This window comes from Cobetia sp. 4B (assembly GCF_018831605.1).
In the GTDB taxonomy this organism is placed as follows: Bacteria; Pseudomonadota; Gammaproteobacteria; order Pseudomonadales; family Halomonadaceae; genus Cobetia; species Cobetia amphilecti.
The window spans coordinates 3,208,554-3,227,737 of sequence record NZ_CP059843.1 but is presented as its reverse complement, the minus strand read 5'-3'; the positions used below and the strand labels follow the sequence as shown (position 1 = coordinate 3,227,737).

The 19,184-nt window shown below is 64.6% G+C and carries 18 protein-coding genes; 16 read left to right on the top strand and 2 right to left on the bottom strand.

Translation table 11 applies throughout. The annotated features are described in order from the left end of the window. Nucleotides 1–76 precede the first annotated feature (76 nt). The 8 genes from glyA (at nucleotide 77) to H2O77_RS13295 (ending at nucleotide 8,736) form a co-directional block, all read left to right on the top strand. Nucleotides 77–1,339, top strand: a complete 1,263-nt coding sequence (gene glyA / locus H2O77_RS13330) for a serine hydroxymethyltransferase (protein WP_054555546.1) — start codon at nucleotides 77–79, stop codon at nucleotides 1,337–1,339. A gap of 276 nt (nucleotides 1,340–1,615) precedes the next feature. After that, nucleotides 1,616–1,897, top strand: coding sequence for a DUF6506 family protein (locus H2O77_RS13325; RefSeq protein ID WP_153636358.1), 282 nt, complete (start codon nucleotides 1,616–1,618; stop codon nucleotides 1,895–1,897). A 156-nt stretch (nucleotides 1,898–2,053) separates the two neighbouring features. Next, nucleotides 2,054–3,004, top strand: a complete 951-nt coding sequence (locus H2O77_RS13320; RefSeq protein ID WP_240548606.1) for an FCD domain-containing protein — start codon at nucleotides 2,054–2,056, stop codon at nucleotides 3,002–3,004. Between the two features lie 92 nt (nucleotides 3,005–3,096). Continuing rightward, entirely contained in the window at nucleotides 3,097–4,179 is a 1,083-nt protein-coding gene (locus tag H2O77_RS13315; RefSeq protein WP_215823289.1) for a TRAP transporter substrate-binding protein, read from the top strand. A gap of 169 nt (nucleotides 4,180–4,348) precedes the next feature. Next, complete coding sequence (locus H2O77_RS13310) at nucleotides 4,349–4,981, top strand: TRAP transporter small permease (RefSeq protein ID WP_215823288.1); 633 nt, start codon at nucleotides 4,349–4,351, stop codon at nucleotides 4,979–4,981. Beyond that, nucleotides 4,981–6,282, top strand: coding sequence for a TRAP transporter large permease subunit (locus H2O77_RS13305; RefSeq protein WP_043331381.1), 1,302 nt, complete (start codon nucleotides 4,981–4,983; stop codon nucleotides 6,280–6,282). The genes H2O77_RS13310 and H2O77_RS13305 overlap by 1 nt, the downstream gene beginning before the upstream one ends. 304 nt (nucleotides 6,283–6,586) lie before the next feature. Next, a complete protein-coding gene (locus H2O77_RS13300) occupies nucleotides 6,587–7,483 on the top strand; it encodes an HAD-IIB family hydrolase (RefSeq protein ID WP_215823287.1) in 897 nt (298 codons plus the stop codon). 41 nt (nucleotides 7,484–7,524) lie between these two features. Beyond that, nucleotides 7,525–8,736: a hypothetical protein gene (locus H2O77_RS13295; protein WP_054555542.1), complete on the top strand. Its 1,212-nt coding sequence runs from the start codon at nucleotides 7,525–7,527 to the stop codon at nucleotides 8,734–8,736. A gap of 88 nt (nucleotides 8,737–8,824) precedes the next feature. Here the strand turns inward: H2O77_RS13295 and H2O77_RS13290 are convergent, their stop codons facing one another. Both H2O77_RS13290 and H2O77_RS13285 read right to left on the bottom strand, forming a co-directional pair. After that, the gene (locus H2O77_RS13290; RefSeq protein ID WP_215823286.1) at nucleotides 8,825–10,723 is read right to left on the bottom strand and encodes a sugar phosphorylase; all 1,899 of its coding nucleotides are present in this window, start codon (nucleotides 10,721–10,723) and stop codon (nucleotides 8,825–8,827) included. Between the two features lie 364 nt (nucleotides 10,724–11,087). Beyond that, a complete protein-coding gene (locus tag H2O77_RS13285) occupies nucleotides 11,088–11,336 on the bottom strand; it encodes a GlsB/YeaQ/YmgE family stress response membrane protein (protein WP_043331379.1) in 249 nt (82 codons plus the stop codon). Nucleotides 11,337–11,734: 398 nt separating this feature from the next. On the opposite strand from H2O77_RS13285, the gene nrdR reads away from it, so the two are divergent. The 8 genes from nrdR to H2O77_RS13245 all read left to right on the top strand — a co-directional run bounded on the left by nrdR (nucleotide 11,735) and on the right by H2O77_RS13245 (nucleotide 18,968). Continuing rightward, the gene (nrdR, locus tag H2O77_RS13280; protein ID WP_043331377.1) at nucleotides 11,735–12,223 is read left to right on the top strand and encodes a transcriptional regulator NrdR; all 489 of its coding nucleotides are present in this window, start codon (nucleotides 11,735–11,737) and stop codon (nucleotides 12,221–12,223) included. A 232-nt stretch (nucleotides 12,224–12,455) separates the two neighbouring features. Further along, nucleotides 12,456–13,610, top strand: coding sequence for a bifunctional diaminohydroxyphosphoribosylaminopyrimidine deaminase/5-amino-6-(5-phosphoribosylamino)uracil reductase RibD (gene ribD / locus H2O77_RS13275; RefSeq protein WP_240548812.1), 1,155 nt, complete (start codon nucleotides 12,456–12,458; stop codon nucleotides 13,608–13,610). Nucleotides 13,611–13,766: 156 nt separating this feature from the next. Continuing rightward, nucleotides 13,767–14,921: a bifunctional 3,4-dihydroxy-2-butanone-4-phosphate synthase/GTP cyclohydrolase II gene (gene ribBA, locus H2O77_RS13270; protein ID WP_054555540.1), complete on the top strand. Its 1,155-nt coding sequence runs from the start codon at nucleotides 13,767–13,769 to the stop codon at nucleotides 14,919–14,921. 111 nt (nucleotides 14,922–15,032) lie between these two features. Continuing rightward, the gene (gene ribE, locus H2O77_RS13265; protein ID WP_043331374.1) at nucleotides 15,033–15,515 is read left to right on the top strand and encodes a 6,7-dimethyl-8-ribityllumazine synthase; all 483 of its coding nucleotides are present in this window, start codon (nucleotides 15,033–15,035) and stop codon (nucleotides 15,513–15,515) included. Then, on the top strand, nucleotides 15,512–16,027 hold the full coding sequence (gene nusB, locus H2O77_RS13260; RefSeq protein ID WP_054555539.1) for a transcription antitermination factor NusB: 516 nt from the start codon (nucleotides 15,512–15,514) through the stop codon (nucleotides 16,025–16,027). Before ribE ends, nusB begins: the two co-directional genes overlap by 4 nt. Nucleotide 16,028: 1 nt before the next feature. Beyond that, complete coding sequence (thiL, locus tag H2O77_RS13255) at nucleotides 16,029–17,102, top strand: thiamine-phosphate kinase (RefSeq protein ID WP_215823284.1); 1,074 nt, start codon at nucleotides 16,029–16,031, stop codon at nucleotides 17,100–17,102. Continuing rightward, nucleotides 17,099–17,572, top strand: a complete 474-nt coding sequence (locus H2O77_RS13250; protein WP_043331372.1) for a phosphatidylglycerophosphatase A — start codon at nucleotides 17,099–17,101, stop codon at nucleotides 17,570–17,572. The genes thiL and H2O77_RS13250 overlap by 4 nt, the downstream gene beginning before the upstream one ends. 115 nt (nucleotides 17,573–17,687) lie before the next feature. Then, nucleotides 17,688–18,968 carry a DUF945 family protein gene (locus H2O77_RS13245; RefSeq protein WP_043331371.1) on the top strand — a complete coding sequence of 427 codons (1,281 nt, stop codon included), beginning with the start codon at nucleotides 17,688–17,690 and terminating at the stop codon, nucleotides 18,966–18,968. Nucleotides 18,969–19,184 lie beyond the last annotated feature (216 nt).

Here is a 19,184-nt window from a genome sequence, read left to right as displayed (position 1 = left end):
CTGATCTTACCCCCAGATGGCGAGCCGGCCGCGCCGGAATTCGCTGTCGTCATCACCCTTCAGGCGAGGACACCCGATGTTCACCCGTGACATGCAGATTGCCGGTTTTGATGATGCGCTCCTGAGCGCCATGGACGACGAAGTCGTTCGCCAGGAAGCTCACATCGAGCTGATCGCCTCCGAGAACTACGCCAGCCCCCGCGTCATCCAGGCGCAAGGCTCCCAGCTGACCAACAAGTACGCGGAAGGCTACCCGGGCAAGCGTTACTACGGCGGTTGCGAGTTCGTCGACAAGGTCGAGCAGCTGGCCATCGATCGTGCCTGCGAACTGTTCGGTGCTACCTACGCCAACGTTCAGCCGCACGCCGGTTCCCAGGCCAACAGTGCCGTCTTCCAGGCGCTGGTCTCGCCGGGCGACACCATTCTGGGCATGAGCCTGGACGCGGGTGGCCACCTGACTCACGGTGCACGTCCGAACTTCTCCGGCAAGCACTACAACGCCGTGCAGTACGGTCTGGGCGAGAACGGCCTGATCGACTACGCCGAAGTCGCGCGTCTGGCGCGTGAGCACAAGCCGAAGATGATCATCGCCGGCTTCTCCGCCTACTCCCAGATCATCGACTGGGCCGAGTTCCGCAAGATCGCCGACGAAGTGGGTGCCTACCTGCTGGTCGACATGGCCCACGTGGCCGGTCTGGTCGCCGCTGGCGTCTACCCGAGCCCGCTGCCCCATGCCCACGTCGTCACCACCACCACGCACAAGACCCTGCGCGGTCCGCGTGGCGGCCTGATCCTGTCCGCCGAAGGCAATGCCGACATCGAGAAGAAGCTGAACTCCGCTGTCTTCCCGGGCGGCCAGGGCGGCCCGCTGATGCACGTCATCGCGGCCAAGGCAGTGTGCTTCAAGGAAGCGATGGACCCGGCCTTCACCACTTACCAGAAGCAAGTGGTCAAGAACGCCAAGGCGATGGCGTCCGTGTTCCTGGAGCGCGGCTTCGAAGTCGTCTCCGGCGGCACCGAAGACCACCTGTTCCTGCTGTCTCTGGTCAAGCAGGGTCTGACCGGCAAGGACGCTGACGCTGCGCTGGGCCGTGCCCACATCACCGTCAACAAGAACGCCGTACCGGGTGACCCGCAATCGCCGTTCGTCACCTCCGGTCTGCGTATCGGTACCCCGGCCGTCACCACGCGTGGCTTCCAGGAGCAGGAGTGTCTGGAACTGGCCGGCTGGATCTGCGATATCCTCGATGCGATGGTCGCTGGCGATTCCGCCGCTGCCGAAGCCGAGGTGCAGGCCAAGGTCTCCGCCGTCTGTGCACGTCTGCCGGTCTACGCCTGAGGCGTGACGAGGTGCCAGCCCGGCTGGCCCTCACCGTAGCAGTGCTGACAGTGCGTAACGCTGTCATGCACCAGACAAGAAACGCCTGTCGCGCAAGCGGCAGGCGTTTTTTTGTGCCCGCACCACGGCCAGACGAGGCCGAGTGGCGTGATGCACAGCGGGGTGGGAGAGTGGTCAACCAGCGCTCAGAAAGATCAGCCTGTGCCTGGGAGCGGACGCGCTACGCTATTCTCGATGCCGGACACACTCTGCTCATCTTCGTGCAAGGAGGCTCTCATGGCCGTCATGCAGCACCATGCCTTTCTGATCCTGGTCGAGAACAGCGGCAATACCTCACTGAGCAGTCAGGGCAGCGGCGAGGTCCGCATTTCCGTCGCCACGCTGGGGACGCTGAGGGCCGCCGAGCGGCTTGTCAGTGAGCTGGTCGCCCAGGGCGTCAGCCAGATCGAGCTGTCGGCCAGTTTCGGCGCGGCAGGCGAGGCAGCGCTGAGAACGGTGGTCGCGGACAGCGGTGCCGAGCGTACGGTGTCGATCGGCCGCGTGCGATTCACGGCCTGACGCCAGCACACGGGGAAATTGCCAGTACCTGAATAGCCCTTTCGCAACAGGGAGTTGCGTAAAGGTGTGACCAAAGTCGGGTCTCACCCTTGGTCTAGGGTGTCTTGTTGGCATGTCTGACATGGGCTATTCCTTGACGGACAAGAGCGCGCCGCGATGCATCCCATGAAGGATGTGCGCGAGCAACAAATGACGCGCCACGCCATCAAGGAACGTTCGATCATGACCACGCCTCCCACGAGTGCCGCTGGCGGCAGCCCGCGCACCAATGCCTCTTCTGGAACGTCTGCCTCAGCTGGAGACACCTCGACCGCGCGTGTCGATGTCGCCGAATGGCTGGCGCAGGCCATCTTCGAGAATCGCTACCCGCCGGGCAGCCTGATTCCTCGTGAGCTGGACCTGTGCGATCAGCACGCCCAGAGCCGCGCCACCGTGCGCACCGCGATCCAGAGCCTGGTCAATGCCGGGATTCTCACCCGTACCACCGGCCAGGGCACCCGCGTCAATCCGCTCAGCGAGTGGCATCTGCTCGATCCGCGCGTGACCGGCTGGATGACGCGCTACGCGATGCCGCATCCGCAGCTGGCACGGGACATCTACGCCTTCCGTATCTCCATCGAACCCTTCGTCGCCGCCCTGGCGGCCACCGAGGCCACCGCCCAGGACCTGTCCGCCATCGAGCAGGCCTACGACGGCATGGCCGCGGCGGTGCATGGCGGCAGCGCCATGGAGGAGTTTGACCGCGCCGATATCGCCTTCCACGACGCCATCTTCGCCGCGACCCACAACGTCATCTGGGCGCAGCTTGGCCATGTGCTCAAGCCGTCGATCAGCCTGCTGGTGGCGACTTCCAATCACAATGCCTCGGAGCTGGGTGACAGCCTCGGCCGCCATCGCGCGGTGATGGAGGCGATTCGTCTGCGCCAGCCCGATGCCGCCCACGCCGCGACCCTGCATGTGCTGGACCGCACCGGCCAGGACCTCGGGCTTGCCATGCCTGCGGCCTCTGAAGGCAGCCATCCCGCCGGGCGCGCCCAGGAACCGCTGGAGCTGCTGCGCCGCTTCGGCCAGCTGCCCAGTCTGTCTGCACCGCTATCAAGCGAGTGAACGGCACCTTGCGGCGTTTCGCCACGCCGGAAAGTGTCTGCACGTCTTCCACTGACCATAGAACGTCATAACAACAAGCCAGGAGTTTCACCATGCCGCGTTCCACTATCTCGTCGCTCACCACTACCTCGCCGCTCACCACTGCCGCTCCCGCCCGTGTCACGCTCAAGGCGCTGGCCCTGTCCACCGCCGTGGCCGCCACGCTGATCGCCACACCGAGCTGGGCCGCCGAGTACGAATGGACCTTCCAGACCTCCGAGACGGCCGGGGAGCCGCAGTTCGAGGTCAAGAAGGCCTGGGCCGACAGCATCAAGACCATGTCGGATGGCCGCATCGCCATCGAGATCCTGCCGGTCAATGCCGTGGTGCAGGCCAACCAGACGCTGGACGCCGTCAGCGCCGGCATCCTGCAGGGCCATCTGACCGATCCTTCCTACTTCTCGGGCCAGAATCCGGCCTTCGGCATGCTGGGCAACCTGGTGGGCGCCTGGGGTGACCCGCTGGAATATCTCGAGTACATGCAGCACGGCGGCGGTGAGGAGCTCTACAACGAGCTGGTCGAGCCCTACGGCGTGCACCTGATCGGCGCGGGCGCCACCGGGCTTGAGTCCTTCGTCTCCAAGAAGCCGGTACGCACCGTCGATGACCTCAAGGGCCTCAAGGTGCGTGCCCCGGAAGGCATGGTCTACAACATCTTCCAGAAGGCCGGCGCGGCGCCCGTCAACCTGCCGGGCTCCGAGGTCTACACCGGTCTGGAGAAGGGCGTGATCGACGCGGCGGATTACACCGTCTTCGCCACCAATGATGACCAGGGCCTGCACAGTTTCGCCAAGTACCCGTCCTACCCGGGCTTCCACTCCTTGCCGATGGTGGCGGTATCGATGAACAAGGGCATCTGGGACGGCCTGCCGGCGGATCTCAAGGCGATCATGGAGACCGCTACCGACGCGATGGCCTACGACATGGTCTTCACCCTCAAGGCGCGTGACATCAAGGCGGTGAGCGCGGCGCGTGCCAATCCGGATATCGAGGTGATCGACATGGCACCGGAAGAGCGCGCCAAGTTCCGTCGCATCGCGCAGCAGGAGTGGAAGGTGTGGGCCGAGAAGAATGAGCTGACCGGCAAGGTCTACGAGTCCGTGGTCAGCTTCCTGACCGACCGCAACCTGATGTGAGCCCGCTGGCGCGCGGGATGGGCGCCAGTCGCCGTGTGGCAAGAGGCATCAGCTAACCACGCTTTTGGCGACACGATCGCAGAACGATAACGACGCAGGAGATCAAGGTCGGCGTGCTCACTGGGCGCGCCGATTCTCCTTGAGGCAGCGAGTCAGCAAGGAATTCGATATGGCAGAACATGATGTGGCGTCGCCGGGGCTACCCGAGGCGTCGGATGACCACGACCCGAATCTGGGCACGCGGACGCCGCTGGACCGCCTGGTGGGCAAGGGCACGCGCGCCGCGGCGTGGCTGGTATTGCTGGCGATGGCGATCAGCGTATTCGAAGTGGTGATGCGCTACGGCCTCGATTCGCCGACCTCCTGGGTGCACGAGACGGTGATCTTCCTGGTCGCGACCAGCTTCGCGCTGGGCGGCCCGGCGGCCCTGGCCAACAATCGCCATATTCGCGTGCGTGTGCTCTACGACCTGGTCGGCACGCGCTTTCGCTACGTGCTGGACTGCTTCAATGACGTGATGACGTTCGTCTTCTGTCTGGCGATGAGCTATGCGGGCTGGGTGATGTTCTGGCGTGCCTCGCACAGTCCGCTGGGCGAGTGGCAGCTGGAGCGATCCGGCACCTCATGGAATCCGCCGTTTCCGGCGCTGACCAAGGGCGTGATCCTGTTCGCGCTGGCGGTGATGACCCTGCAGGCGCTGTGGCATCTCTACCAGACCTTCTTCTCGCCCCGTCCACCCGAGGGCGGCAGTGAAGGAAGTGGCGCATCCGACGCCGCAGTTGACCACAAGGAGTCGCGCTGATGGATATCGCAACGGCTACGATGCTGCTGGTCGGCGGCATCTTCGCGCTGCTGGTCACCGGCCTGCCGCTGGCCTTCGTCACCGGCCTGGTCGCGCTGGCCTACACCTTCGGCTGGTTCGGCCCGATGGCGCTGCCGCTGGTCACCAGTCGTGTCTATGGCTTCGTCACCGAGTATTCGCTGGTGGCGGTGCCGATGTTCGTGTTGATGGCTTCGCTGCTCGATCGCTCGGGGATCGCCAAGGATCTGTTCAATGCCATGCGCGTGATGGCAGGGCGACTGCCCGGCGGCGTGGCGATCCAGACCATCGTGGTGGCGTTCTTCCTCGCCGCGATGTCCGGCATCATCGGCGGCGAGATCGTGCTGCTGGGGATTCTGGCGCTGCCGCAGATGCTCAGGCTCGGCTATGACAAGCACATCGCCATCGGTGTGGTGTGTGCCGGTGGCTCGCTGGGCACCATGATGCCGCCCTCCATCGTGCTGATCATCTATGGCCTGATCGCCAACCAGTCGATCGCGGACCTGTTCACCGCGGCGATCACCCCGGCCATCGTGCTGATGGCAAGCTACATCATCTACGTGCTGATCCGCTGTCTGCGCAACCCTTCGCTGGGGCCGGTGATGCCCGAGGAGGAGCGCCGTGCCAGCTTCCAGAGCAAGCGTGAGCTGCTCAAGGCCATCGGCGTGCCGGCGGTCATCGCGGGGCTGGTGCTGGGCTCCATCTACGGTGGCGTGGCCTCGGTGACCGAAGCCGCGGCGATGGGCAGCTTCGGCGTCCTGGTGGCGGTGATGCTGCGCGGCGAGTTCTCCATCACCCTGATGCAGCGTGCGCTGTCCCAGACCATGAACACCTGCGGCATGATCATCTGGATCGGTATCGGCGCGGCGGCGCTGGTCGGGGTCTACAACCTGATGGGCGGCAACCGCTTCGTGTCGAGCATGATTCTCGGCCTGGATATCCCGCCGCTGGCGATCATCATGGTGATGATGGCGATCCTGCTGTTGCTGGGGCTGTTCCTCGACTGGATCGGCATCGCGATGCTGACCCTGCCGATCTTCGTGCCGATCATCGTTCAGCTCGGCTACGACCCGGTATGGTTCGGTGTGCTGTTCGCGGTCAACATGCAGGTGTCCTTCCTGTCGCCACCCTTCGGGCCTGCCGCCTTCTATCTGAAAGGCGTGGCACCGGAAGGCATCAGCCTCAAGGATATCTTCGTCTCGCTGCTGCCGTTCATCGCCATCCAGCTGTGCGTGCTGGCGATGTTGCTGCTGTGGCCGCAACTGTCGCTGTGGCTGGTCTAGGCTCTACAGACGTTGCCCGCTTGCCCAAGACTCGACGCCCTCGCAGATGCGAGGGCGTCGTCGTTGGTGATGACAGATTTGCGCCGCCATGTGGCGTCGCATCATGCAAGGCAAGCTTTGTGCTCTTTTATGGTGCAAATAGGCGGACGCACAAACACGGTCACGGTGAGAGGGGGCAGGCTGTCATGGCAGCTGCACCATCTTGGCACATTCCCTGCAATGCTCTTGCAATGCCTGTCCGGTGCCACGAGATCCTGTCGAGGTGACCCCCGACACGCTGCAGCACTTCACGAGGAGAGTTCACATGTCAGAGACTCAAGCACCGCTGTTGTTGCTGACCGATCTGGATGGCTCGCTGCTGGATCACCACGATTACTCGCCGGGCCCGGCGCGCAGCTGGCTGACCCGCCTGCGCGCGCGCGGTGCCTGGATCGTCCCCAACACCTCCAAGACGGCGGCCGAACTGGCGCCGCTGATGGACTCGCTGGGCTTGGCGGGCCAGCCGTGGATCGCCGAGAACGGCGGCGTGGTGGCGTTGCCGGCCGATTGGCTGAGCGCCTACCCGCTGGAAGAGGCCAGCGCCCCGGATGCACACGGCCTGTGTCGTATCGCGGTGGCGATGCCCCGCGACAGGATTCTCGCGGTGCTGGAGGAGCTGACCGGGGAATTCGCCTTCGAGGGCTTCGTCTCGATGTCGGTGGCGAGAATCAGCGAGCTGACGGGGCTGGGGGAGGGCGACGCGGCCCTGGCGGGACAGCGTGATGCCAGTGAACCGCTGGTGTGGCGCGACGCGCCGGAGCGTCTCGAGGACTTTCGTGCGCGTCTGGCCAGTCATGGCCTCAAGCTGACACGTGGTGGGCGCTTCCACCATGTGACCGGGGACAGCGACAAGGGCGTGGCAGCGCGCTATCTGATCGCCCGCTACCGGCTCTGCGAGCGGGTGCGCCCCTGGACGCTGGGCTTCGGCGATGGCGCCAATGACCTGCCGCTGCTGGCCGCCGTCGACAACGCTGTGCTGATCCCCGGCGTCGGTGATACCTCACAGCGTGATCGGGAGCTTGCCGACTATCCGCAACTGGCGGATGAACGCCGCTGTTTTCGCGCCAATCTCCCCGGACCGCAGGGATGGGTCGAGGGATTGCGTCACTGGCTGGCCAATGGCCAGCCGGAAGAATGGACATCCAGAGGTCTGGGCGCCTGACGCCTGCCTGATGCGTGTCTTCGGCATGACAAGGAGCTGACATGAGCGATTTTTACCAGAATGGCATCATCACCAACTTCCATAACCTGACCGATCGTCCGGTGGAAGATCTCGAAGCGGACCTGATGCGCTTCTCCCGCAAGCGACCGATGAGCCTGATTCTGCCGTCGCTGTATTCCGAGCTGGAAGGCCCGGCGCTCAAGCACATCGTCGAGGAGCTGGCCCAGGTGCCGTACCTCAGCGAGATCGTGATCGGGCTGGACCGCGCCGACCGTGACCAGTTCGAGCATGCCAAGGAGTTCTTCTCACATCTGCCGCAGCATCACCGCATCCTGTGGAACGACGGCCCGCGCCTGCGGGCACTGGATGAGGAGCTGACCGAGCATGGTCTGGCGCCGATGGAGGCCGGCAAGGGGCGCAATGTCTGGTACTGCTCAGGCTACGTGCAGGCCTCGGGCATCGCCGAGGCGGTGGCACTGCATGACTGCGATATCGTCACCTATGACCGCGGCCTGCTGGCGCGCCTGATCTACCCGGTGGCCCATCCGCAGTTCAACTACGAGTTCTGCAAGGGCTACTACTCGCGCATCGCGCAGGGCAAGCTGAACGGCCGCGTGGCGCGCCTGATGGTCACGCCGCTGATCCGTGCGCTCAAGAAGGTCTATGGCCCGCTGCCGTACCTGGATTATCTCGACAGCTATCGCTATCCGCTGTCCGGCGAATTCTCGATGCGCACCGACGTGCTGGCGGACATCCGCATTCCCAGTGACTGGGGGCTGGAGATCGGCGTGCTGTCCGAGGTCCATCGCAACTATTCCACCAAGCGCCTGTGTCAGGTGGACATCGCCGATGCCTACGATCACAAGCACCAGCCACTGTCCGAGGAAGATGCGCTGGGCGGCTTGAATCGCATGAGTCTGGACATCGCCAAGGCCATGTATCGCAAGCTGGCCACGCTGGGCGTCGAGATGCACGGTGAGACCTTCCGCACCATCAAGGCCACCTACTACCGCATCGCGCTGGACCTGATCGAGACCTACTACAACGATGCCGTCATGAATGGCCTGACGGTGGACCGCCACAGCGAGGAAGCGGCGGTGGAGCTGTTCGCCGCCAACATCATGGATGCCGGCAGCGCCTTCCTCGACAATCCGCGTGACAAGCCCTTCATCCCGAGCTGGAACCGGGTGCAGTCAGCCGTGCCGGACCTGCTCGAGCGCATGCACGAAGCGGTGGAGCTGGACAACCAGTAAGGCTCGCGGCGGGAAACAGCAAGACCAACGACAACGGGGCTGCCAGTGGCAGCCCCGTTGTCGTTGGCAGGAGGAGAAAAAGAGGGCGTCAGACAACCTCGATGGCCGGCGGGCGCACGGTTTGCTCCATCAGCCAGGCCGCCTGATAGGGACGGCGAGCCATGGTGGGGTCGTAGGCCTTGTCATGGCACAGGTGGTCGGTCAGCGCGACGCCTTGCCAGCTTTCCGGCAGCGGCAGCACGCGCGGCTGATCGGTGACATTGAGGGCGAACAGCAGGCGGCGCCCTTCATGGGTGACGCGCTCGAAGACGAAGAAATCCGGGCCGACATCGAAGACATTCTGGTCGGCATCCGGGTGGAAGCAGGGTTCGTTGCGGCGCAGTGCCATGCGGCGCTTGAGGGCGTGGAAGACCTCATGGGTCGCGGTGTTGGGGCTTGCCAGCAGCGCTTCCAGTTCATCGCGCTGCCACTTGCGGCGGTTGATGGCGCGCAGATGGCCATCGCGCTCGACGCCTTCCTGGTGGTTGGGGGTCGCGGTCAGCGAGTGGATGTACAGCCCCGGGATGCCCTGCAGGCTCAGCATCAGGGTCTGACTGGCGATGAAGCGCTCGATCTGCCACGGGTCCTGGCCGCGCCGCGTGCCCTTGAGCGCATCGAAGTAGCTGATGTTGAGCTCATAGGGGGTGTCGGCGCGCCCGGGGTTGGCGCGCATGCTGACGTAGCCACCGAAGTCATGCACCAGCCGCACCAGGGTGTCGCGCTCGTGGTCGGGCAGCAGGCCCTCAAGGGCACGAACGCCGATACCATCGTGGCTGGCGGTGAAGTTGAAGTAGCTGCAGCCGGAAGGCAATGACGGCAGGCTGGTGGCCCACTGGGTCAGGGCGCTGGCATCGCCGGAGGTCAGGGTGTGCAGCGTCAGCGGCGGCAACGTGAACTGATAGATCAGGTGCGCTTCATCGGCCTGGGCACTGCCCTCGATGGCGGTGAGGTCGTGCTGTGACAGACGATCGAGCCCGAAGTAGGACATGTTCTCGGCGTGGGGCACGTTGGTTTCGGTGATCAACAGGCTGCCCGGCGCCAGATGGTCGACGATGGCGCGCAGCAGGCGCACCACGGCGTGTGTCTCCGGCAGGTGGATGCAGGAGGTACCCTGGCGCTTCCACAGGAAGGCCACCGCATCGAGGCGGATGATGCCCGCGCCCTGCTCGAGGTAGTAAAGCAGGATGCCGATGAATTCGAGCAGCACATCGGGATTGGCGAAGTTCAGGTCGATCTGGTCATCCGAGAAGGTTGCCCAAAGATGGCGCAGGCCACGACGGGTATGCACCGGCGTGAGCAGGGCAGACGGGCGCGGGCGCACGACCTCGGAGACATCGGTGTCGGGGTCCATCTCGATGAAGTAGTCGCGGCCGGGCTGCACGCCGGCCAGATAATCGGCGAACCACAGTGACTCGCGCGAGCAGTGATTGATGACCAGGTCTGCCATCAGGTCGCGCTGCTCGCTCAGGCGCCGGATGTCCTGCCAGTCGCCGAGGACCGGATTGACCTCGCGATAGTGGATGACGCTGAAGCCATCATCGCTGCTCCATGGGAAGAAGGGCAGCACGTGGACACCGGACAGGCTGTCGTCCAGTCGGCTGGCGAGGAAGTCGTGCAGGGTCGCCAGTGGCGCCTCGCCTTCCTGCTGCAGGCTGTCGCCGTAGGTGATCAGCCACTGGTCGCGCTCGCTCCAGAGCGGCTCGCCTTCCGGTACGCGGGGGGTGAGGCGCGTGCGATGGAAATCCAGCACCGTCTCCAGGCGTCTGAGGACTTCTTCATGACGCTGTGGGTAGATCTCGGCGAGCAGGCGTGTGGCGTGCGCCTGGAAATCAGCTTGCGAGAGACGTTTGGCGAGAGAGACTATGGCGCGTGGCCTGGCGCTGCCCTCGCTCGGCGCAGGATCGGAGGCAGTGGATGTCGAGTGATCGGGAGATGACGTATCGGACATGGGCAATCCTCGTGGCAGCAAAAGCGGTCAGACTCTGCCTCGTGAGCCGCAATGGGCAGAGCGTGTCGCGGGTGATCTTCGGGAAGCCCGCCGGTGCAACCCTGCAGGGGCCGGTGGCAAGACTGGAAATCACATATCAGATGAAGTCGGCTGGCCGTCGTTTGGTGAAATCCCTGAATGGCGCATCGCTGAGCGGCGCCCGTGGGTGACGGCCTGGCGCCTTTACTCATGAGTCATGCACGCCTCGGGCCAGATTCGTCAAGCCTGCAAGACAGGACGGCCAGCCTGCATGTGCCGGCTGGCCGTCCTGTCTGGCGTCATGTGGCCTGCGGCCAGCTGACGCCACTGCGCTTCATGACATGCTTTACTTGCGCAGCACGCGATACAGAATCAGCAGAATGACGGCGCCGAGCACGGCGATGACAAAGCTGGCCAGATTGAATCCCGTCACTTCACCGAAGCCCATCAGGGTGCCGACCCAGCCACCGACCACGGCACCCAGGATGCCGATGATGCTGGTGACGATGATGCCACCCGGGTCCTTGCCGGGCACGATCACCTTGGCGATGATGCCGGCAATAAGACCGAATATGATCCATGCAATGATTCCCATGTCGCAGCTCCTTGCGTCATCGTGATCAATCTCGCGGCAGAGATCATCCGCCGCCAGTCGTGAAAGGATTTCACGGCTTGGGCAAGCGTCCTTGTGAGGCGCTGCACCCTGATGTCATCTTTCGGTTATCGGGCGGGGATTTCAAGCCTGCCGGGCAGGTTGATTGACGCTTTCGCTGCGGTGTCCGCCCCCCGGGGCGACAGTGCAGGAAACTCCTGTCGCCCTGTGGTCGATCCCCAAGGCTAGTTCAGATAGGTCGGGGCTGACATAGGCTCCCGTGGCGGGGCCTTAACGGTTACAATACCTGCCATTCGCTGTCATTCGGCTGCGCTGCGCCACTTCCTCGCTGTGCTTCGCGCGGGGCCGCAGCCACCTCGCACCCAAGCAGGCTCTCCAACATGCACTGTCCCTTCTGTGGAACTCATGAAACCAAGGTCACGGATTCCCGACTGGTGGTCGAGGGTGACCAGGTGCGGCGGCGTCGCCAGTGCGCGGCCTGCGGTGAGCGTTTCACGACCTACGAAACGGCGGAGCTGGTCATGCCGCGCGTGGTCAAGGGCGACGGTTCGCGTGAGAGCTTCGATGAGCACAAGCTGCGTGCCGGCATGCTGCGCGCGCTGGAAAAGCGCCCGGTTTCCTCCGAGCTGATCGAGGCCGCGGTGGAGCGCATTCGTCAGCGTCTGCGCGCCACCGGCGAACGTGAGATCGAGGCGCGGCGCATCGGTGATGAGGTCATGCAGCAGCTCAAGCGGCTGGATCAGGTCGCCTATATCCGCTTCGCTTCGGTCTATCGTCGCTTCCAGGATCTTGATGAGTTCCGCGCCGAGATCGATCGTCTCGCCCAGGAGCCCAGCTTCCTGCCGGGCGAGGAAGACGCGCGGCCCTGATGTCTCGACACGGTCATCCTTGCAGATGACCTCGAGGCCTGCGCCTGCTGGTCCTGTCGCGTCACGCTGCGTGGCTCAGGCCTCGGGGTATTGACCACCGCCCGGGCTACGCCTGACCTTCTCTCGTTTCACGCCAAGGTATCGCATGTCTCTTTCTCCTCATGCTTCTCATGCTCCCCGTGACAGCCACTCTCACGAACGCAGTGCTCCCTCGGCGCGTGATGCGCGCCACATGGCCCACGCCCTGCGCCTGGCGCGACTGGGCAGCTACACGACGCAGCCCAATCCGCGTGTCGGCTGTGTGCTGGTAGAGGCCGAGACCGACGAGGTGATCGCGAGCGGCTTTCACGTGCGTGCCGGGGAAGGGCATGCCGAGGTCAATGCGCTGGCAGAGGCAGGCGAGCGCGCGCTGGGCTGCGTGGCCTATGTGACGTTGGAGCCCTGCTCCCACACCGGGCGTACCGGCCCTTGCTCGCTGGCGCTGATCGCGGCGGGCGTCTCGCGGGTGGTGATCGCGATGCGTGATCCGAATCCGCAGGTCGCCGGGCGCGGCATCGCGCTGCTGCAGGGCGCGGGCATCGCGGTGACGGTCGGGGTGATGGAGCAGGAGGCGCGTGCGCTCAATCCCGGCTTCCTGTCACGCATGGAGCGCGGTCGGCCCTTCGTGCGCCTCAAGCAGGCCATGAGTCTGGACGGTCGCACGGCGATGGCTTCCGGCGAATCCCAGTGGATCACCGGCCCCGAAGCGCGCAGTGCCGTGCAGCGCCTGCGCGCCCGCTCCAGCGTGGTGATGAGCGGCATCGAGTCGGTCATCTTCGATGATTCGCGTCTCAACGTGCGCGCCGACCAGCTCGGGCTCGAAGACCATCCGCTGGGGCTCGAGGCGCTGGTGGCGCGTCAGCCGTTGCGCGTGGTGGTGGACAGCCATCTGCGTTTGCCGCTGGCGGCGCGCATTCTGGCGCAATCCGGTCGTACGCTGCTGGTATGTGTCGCGGATGAGACAGCGGCGCTGGCTGAGCGACGTACCTTGTTGGAGGCGGCCGGTGCCGAGGTGTTGGCGCTGCCGGCAGGCGAAGATGGGCGCGTGGACCTCGAGGCCCTGCTGCGCTATCTGGCCGAGCACGAGCAGGCCAACGAAGTGCTGCTGGAAACCGGTGCGGTGCTGGCCGGGGCCATGATCCAGGCGGGGCTGGTCGATGAGATGCAGCTCTTCATGGCCCCGACGTTGCTGGGCGGCGAGGCTCGCCCGCTGCTGGCGCTGCCGGGGCTGGATCACATGGCGCAGCAGCGCCGGGTCGAGATTCGCGATATCCGGGCGGTGGGGCGTGATTGGCGCATCACCGCAGTGCCAGTAGCATCGCCAGACCCGCAGGAGAGCGGCGACTGATTTCTTCTTGTCACGCAAGCACTTGCCGCCGTCTGGCGACAGCGGCGTCGCTGGGTGCTGGCGCAAAACGGGGTGGCGGGGTACCCTGACGCCCGACTTTTTGATAATACGCGTGGGTCCGGCATGGGCCGGCGCAGCCCGTAAAGTGGAGCAAGCATGGCGCTATCAGGCATCGCAGCACTCGTCGAGGATATCCGGCAAGGCAAGATGGTCATCCTCATGGATGACGAGGATCGTGAGAATGAAGGCGACATCATCATCGCCGCGGAAGCCGTGACAGCCGAGCACATCAACTTCATGGCACGCCACGCGCGTGGCTTGATCTGCATGCCGATGTCGCGTGAGCATTGCGAACAGCTCCAGCTGCCACTGATGGTTCAGGCCAACGGTTCCGGCTTCGGCACCAAGTTCACGCTCTCCATCGAGGCCACCGAAGGCGTCACCACCGGCATCTCGGCGGCTGACCGCGCCCGTACCGTGCAGGCTGCCGCCGCGCGCAATGCGCGCCCGCAGGACATCGTCCAGCCGGGGCACATCTTCCCGCTGATGGCGGAACCGGGTGGCGTGCTGCGTCGTGCCGGCCATACCGAGGCGGCCTGTGACCTGGCGTCCATGGCGGGCTTTGGCGCGACCGGCGTGATCTGTGAGGTCATGAACGACGACGGCAGCATGGCGCGTCGTGAAGAGCTCGAGCGCTTCGCCGCCGAGCATGACCTCAAGGTCGGCACCATTGCGGACCTGATCGAATATCGCATCCACAATGAGCAGACCGTGGAAGTGCTGGACAGCGAGCAGGTCGAGACCGCCTTCGGCGAGCTGACGCTGCACTGCTTCAGCGATCGTATCCAGGGCCGTCACCACCTGGCGCTGGTCAAGGGCACGCCGGACGCCGAGTCTCTGACCACCGTGCGCGTGCACGTGCAGGACCCGATGCGCGACCTGCTGACCCTGCGTCAGCCGGGCAGCAGCAGCTGGGCGCTCAATGATGCGCTCGCCGAAGTCGCCGCCGCCGATGCCGGCGTGCTGGTACTGCTGGACACCGGCAGCGACGCGATGGATTACAAGGATCGTCTCGATGTCTTCCTCGGACGACGTCGTACGCCGCGCACCAACGAATCCGATGGTGCGGGCAATTATCTGACCACCGGTACCGGTGCCCAGATCCTTCGGGATCTCGGTGTCGGCCGGATGCGTCTGCTCAGCTCGCCGTGGAAATTCTCTGCCCTGTCCGGGTTTGGCCTCGAAGTGGTCGAACTGGTCGGCAGTGATGACACGGCAGGCGAGACAGGCGCAGACGCCGCAGGCGCGTAAGCGCTTCGGCACCCCAAATGGCGGGGGAGGTCGCGCACTTCTGGCGGCCTTCCCCGGTATGATTGATATCCCCGCCCCGGTTCTCCGGGGCGCTAGCATTGTGGACTGACCATGCAACCGATTGCTCAACTCGAAGGCACTTTCACCAATGTCGATGGCCGTTACGTCATCGTCGTCGGGCGTTTCAACCACCATGTCGTCGACAGCCTGGTGGAAGGCGCGGTCGATTCTCTCGTACGCCACGGCGTCGATGAGGAAAACATCGACCTGATCCACGTGCCGGGTGCCTGGGAAATTCCGCTGGCCGTCAAGGCCGTGCTGGCCAAGGTCAAGCCGCACGCCGTCATCACGCTGGGCGCGGTGATCCGCGGTGGTACGCCGCACTTCGAATACGTCGCCGGTGAATGCAACTCCGCGCTGTCGCGTCTGCAGCTCGAATTCGACACCCCGGTCGCCAATGGCGTGCTGACGGTGAATTCCATCGAGCAGGCCATCGAGCGTGCCGGCACCAAGGCTGGCAACAAGGGTACCGAAGCGGCCATGGCGGCGATGGAAATGGTCTCCCTGCTCAAGGCCATGGGAGGTGACGCGTGAGCGAACGCAAGGAACGTACCGAGCGCGAGCCGTCCAAGCAGCAGCAGGCGCGTCGCGCCGCTCGCGAGCTGGCCGTGCAGGGCATCTACCAGTGGCAGATGACCGGCAAGAACATGACCACCATCGAAGCCGAGTTCCGTGGTCAAAAGGTCGACGATGACGTCGAGCTGCACGAGAACTGGGTCGAGGTGATGCGCATCGCCGACCAGGCCCTGTTCCACGAGCTGCTGCACAACGTGCCGCGCTTCCAGAAAGAACTGGATGCCAGCATCAGCCCGCTGCTCGACCGTCGCCTGCAGGATCTCGACGAGATCGAGCTGGCCATCCTGCGTCTGGGCGCCTACGAGCTGTCCAAGCGCATGGAAGTGCCGTATCGCGTGGCGATCAACGAAGGGGTCGAGCTGGCCAAGACCTTCGGTGCCACCGACGGGCACAAGTACGTCAACGGGATCCTCGACAAGCTGGCAGTCAAGCTGCGCAGTGCCGAGGTGACCCAGGCCCGCCTGCGCTGACATGCCAGGTGAATTCGAGCTGATTGCCCGCTACTTCCAGCACGATCTGTCCGGGGCACCGGGCGTGTTGCTGGGGCCGGGTGACGACTGTGCACTTCTTGCCGCCAGTGATGGCATGCAGATGGCGGTCAGTGTCGATACCTCGGTGGCGGGGGTGCACTTCCCGCCGGATGCGCCTGCGGCGTCCATTGGCCATCGCGCCCTGGCCGTCAATCTGTCTGATCTGGCGGCGATGGGCGCGACCCCGCGCTGGGCGTTGCTGGCCCTGACGTTGCCGGACGTGGATGAAGACTGGCTGCATGGTTTTGCAGCCGGTTTCCACGCGCTGGCGGATCGCTACGGCATCGCGCTGGTAGGCGGCGACGTCACGCGCGGCCCGCTCTCCATCACGATCACCGTGCATGGCGAGCTGCCGTGCGTGCTCGAGCCTGCCCAGCAGGCCGACAGCGTGACCCGCCCGATTCTGCGGCGTGATGGTGCCCGCGAGGGGGATCTCATCGCGGTCACCGGCCTGCCGGGGCTGGCGCATGCTGGCCTCAAGGCCTGGCAGGATGGCGTACGCGATGTGCTGAATCCTTGCCTGGCGGCCTACCTGCGACCAGAACCACGGGTCGATGCGGGGCTGGCGCTGCGTGAGCTGGCCAGTGCGGGTCTGGATGTCTCCGATGGCGTGATGGGCGACCTGGCACACATCTGTCGCGCCAGTCAGCTGTCGGCGGCGCTGGAGCTTGGCGAACTGCCGCTGGCGCCGGAGCTGGTCACGGCGCTGGGCGAGCAGGGCGCCCGCGAGGCGGTCCTCAATGGCGGCGACGATTACGAGCTGTTGCTCACGCTGCCCGAAGAGAACCTCGAGGCGGCCAGGCTTGCCCTGCGCTCGCTCAACCTGTCCTTGAATGTCATCGGTCGCATGCAGGCGGCGGGCAGCGATGCGCCGCGCGTGATGCTGATGGACAACGGCGTTGAGCAGGCAGCGACGGGCCAGAGCTGGCAACATTTCTCTGCCTCGCAGGCCTCTGGGGTAGACGGCTCCGGCGGTGATGCATCGCCACGCAACGCGAACGGGGTGGCATCATGAATCGCGCACCCGCCAGTGTCTGGCGGCGCCCCGTGCACTTCCTGGCCTTCGGGCTGGGCAGTGGTACCGCGCCCTTTGCACCGGGCACCTTCGGTACTCTCGCGGCAATCCCGTTCTACTGGCTGATGACCAACCTCACGCTGTGGCCGTATCTGGCCATCGTGCTGGTCGCGTCGCTGGTCGGGATCTGGATCTGTGATCGCACCTCGCGCGATCTCGGCGTGCATGATCACTCCGGGATCGTCTGGGACGAATTCGTCGGCTATTGGATCACGATGGCCGCCGTGCCATTCTCTTGGCAGGCAGCGCTATGGGGCTTCGTGGTCTTCCGGGTCTTCGATATTCTCAAGCCATGGCCGATTCGCTGGGCCGACCGCCGGGTTGCCGGTGGCTTCGGCATCATGCTGGATGACGTCTTCGCCGGTATCTATGCCTGGTCGACGATGCATCTGTGGCTGTGGTTGCACTGACGCTTCGCTGCCTTGGTGGCGAGGCTCACGCACGTGTTTCACTGATGGAAGCAGATGCGACAAGAGGCACCGCGCAGACGGTGTGATGCTCCAATAACGGACAAGGGTTAATGCGATGGGCAAGGGACTGGTAACCGCGACGGCAGTGGTCGTCATCGGGGCAGCCGGCTATGTCGGCGGCGTGGCTTACTCAAGCCAGCGCTTTGAAGATGAGATGGCCCGCATGGTGGCAGAGCTCGACAGGAGCTCCGACATCAAGGCGACCCGTGAGGATGTCGACAGCGGCTGGTTCGGCTCCACGGGCCGGGTAGAGATGGAACTCGCCACCGGGGACGGTGAAGGTCCCATGCGCATCGTATTGCCCTATGAAGCCGGCCACGGCCTGCTATCGACCACCATGCAGGGCAACGTCAAGGTGCTGTACGGTACGCCGTCACGCGACGTCTTCGCCGAAGTGCTCGGCGATGGCAAGGCGATCGCCTTCGATGGCAGCGTCGACAACTTCAGCGGCGCCAGCGACACCACCCTGACCTTGCCGGCCTTTGACTGGCAGGACCCGGAGAGCGGCACGCGCATCGACTTCCAGGGCGGCGAGCTGCTGGCCTCCCACGATGGCGGTGACACGCCGGAAATCACCGTGGATGGCGAGATCACGCCGTTCGATATCACCAATGGCGCCGAGAAGGTCAGCGTCGGCACCCTGAGCCTAAACGGCATCTATCGTGGGGCGGACAATGACTTCCGCCAGGACGACAAGATCGTGCTGGACACCCTGACCATCGACAACGGCACCGGTCAGCCGCCAGTGGTCGCCAGCGATATCCGTTACAGCGGCGAAACGCGTCTGGACCCGACCGAGCTGCGCTATCTGATGAAGCTGTCGGTGCAGGATGTCAGCGCGGGTGATCAGCAGATGGCCAGCGGCGATGTGTCCATCTCGATCGACCGTCTGCAGGGCGCGGCTGTCTATGACTTCATCACCCAGCTGCAGGGCTTGCTGGAAGAAGCGGGCAAGCCGTTCGAGGAGCTGAGCGAAGAGCAGCAGGTCGCCATCCTCGAGAAGGTCGAAGCGCCGCTGTTCACCATGCTGAGCACCTCTCCGCGCATGACGCTGGAATCGCTGAATGCCAAGAGCGATGCCTTCGGTGTCGACATGCAGGGCGATGGCCAGATGATTCTCGATGGTGCCGACATCACTGATCTGACCATCCAGGAGCTGCAGACCGTACCGGGTCAGCAGGCCTTCCTGAATCGTCTGAGCGGGCGCTTCGAGTTCCGCAACGTACCGCCGATGATGGCCATGATGGCGGGTGTCTCTCCGCAGGCCGCCGACCGCAATCTCGTGGTCGAGATCGATGGTGACAGTGTGAAGATCAACGGCACCCCGATCTACTGAGGGAGATGCGCGGCGCTGGTGTCACGAAAGCTCAGTGACGCCAGCGCCACGCAGTATGCTGGAAACGACAATGCCCGCCTCATGGCGGGCATTGTCGTTTCCAGGGGGCGCATCAGGTGCCACCCTGAACACGCAGTGTTGCGCCCCCGGTGCGGCAAGCCTGCCTTGATAAAGTGGCTAACTGGCCGCATTGGTGGAGATGATCGCCTCAACCGA

What these genes read in the sequence shown, in the direction of transcription:
- ribBA (WP_054555540.1), top strand. Translation starts at nt 13,767, where the DNA reads ATGGCGCTATCAGGCATCGCAGCACTCGTCGAGGATATCCGGCAAGGC.
- H2O77_RS13285 (WP_043331379.1), bottom strand. Translation starts at nt 11,336, where the DNA reads ATGGGAATCATTGCATGGATCATATTCGGTCTTATTGCCGGCATCATC.
- H2O77_RS13245 (WP_043331371.1), top strand. Translation starts at nt 17,688, where the DNA reads ATGGGCAAGGGACTGGTAACCGCGACGGCAGTGGTCGTCATCGGGGCA.
- ribD (WP_240548812.1), top strand. Translation starts at nt 12,456, where the DNA reads ATGGCCCACGCCCTGCGCCTGGCGCGACTGGGCAGCTACACGACGCAG.
- thiL (WP_215823284.1), top strand. Translation starts at nt 16,029, where the DNA reads ATGCCAGGTGAATTCGAGCTGATTGCCCGCTACTTCCAGCACGATCTG.
- H2O77_RS13305 (WP_043331381.1), top strand. Translation starts at nt 4,981, where the DNA reads ATGGATATCGCAACGGCTACGATGCTGCTGGTCGGCGGCATCTTCGCG.
- H2O77_RS13300 (WP_215823287.1), top strand. Translation starts at nt 6,587, where the DNA reads ATGTCAGAGACTCAAGCACCGCTGTTGTTGCTGACCGATCTGGATGGC.
- H2O77_RS13325 (WP_153636358.1), top strand. Translation starts at nt 1,616, where the DNA reads ATGGCCGTCATGCAGCACCATGCCTTTCTGATCCTGGTCGAGAACAGC.
- H2O77_RS13310 (WP_215823288.1), top strand. Translation starts at nt 4,349, where the DNA reads ATGGCAGAACATGATGTGGCGTCGCCGGGGCTACCCGAGGCGTCGGAT.
- ribE (WP_043331374.1), top strand. Translation starts at nt 15,033, where the DNA reads ATGCAACCGATTGCTCAACTCGAAGGCACTTTCACCAATGTCGATGGC.
- H2O77_RS13320 (WP_240548606.1), top strand. Translation starts at nt 2,054, where the DNA reads ATGCATCCCATGAAGGATGTGCGCGAGCAACAAATGACGCGCCACGCC.
- glyA (WP_054555546.1), top strand. Translation starts at nt 77, where the DNA reads ATGTTCACCCGTGACATGCAGATTGCCGGTTTTGATGATGCGCTCCTG.
- H2O77_RS13290 (WP_215823286.1), bottom strand. Translation starts at nt 10,723, where the DNA reads ATGTCCGATACGTCATCTCCCGATCACTCGACATCCACTGCCTCCGAT.
- H2O77_RS13250 (WP_043331372.1), top strand. Translation starts at nt 17,099, where the DNA reads ATGAATCGCGCACCCGCCAGTGTCTGGCGGCGCCCCGTGCACTTCCTG.
- H2O77_RS13315 (WP_215823289.1), top strand. Translation starts at nt 3,097, where the DNA reads ATGCCGCGTTCCACTATCTCGTCGCTCACCACTACCTCGCCGCTCACC.
- H2O77_RS13295 (WP_054555542.1), top strand. Translation starts at nt 7,525, where the DNA reads ATGAGCGATTTTTACCAGAATGGCATCATCACCAACTTCCATAACCTG.
- nrdR (WP_043331377.1), top strand. Translation starts at nt 11,735, where the DNA reads ATGCACTGTCCCTTCTGTGGAACTCATGAAACCAAGGTCACGGATTCC.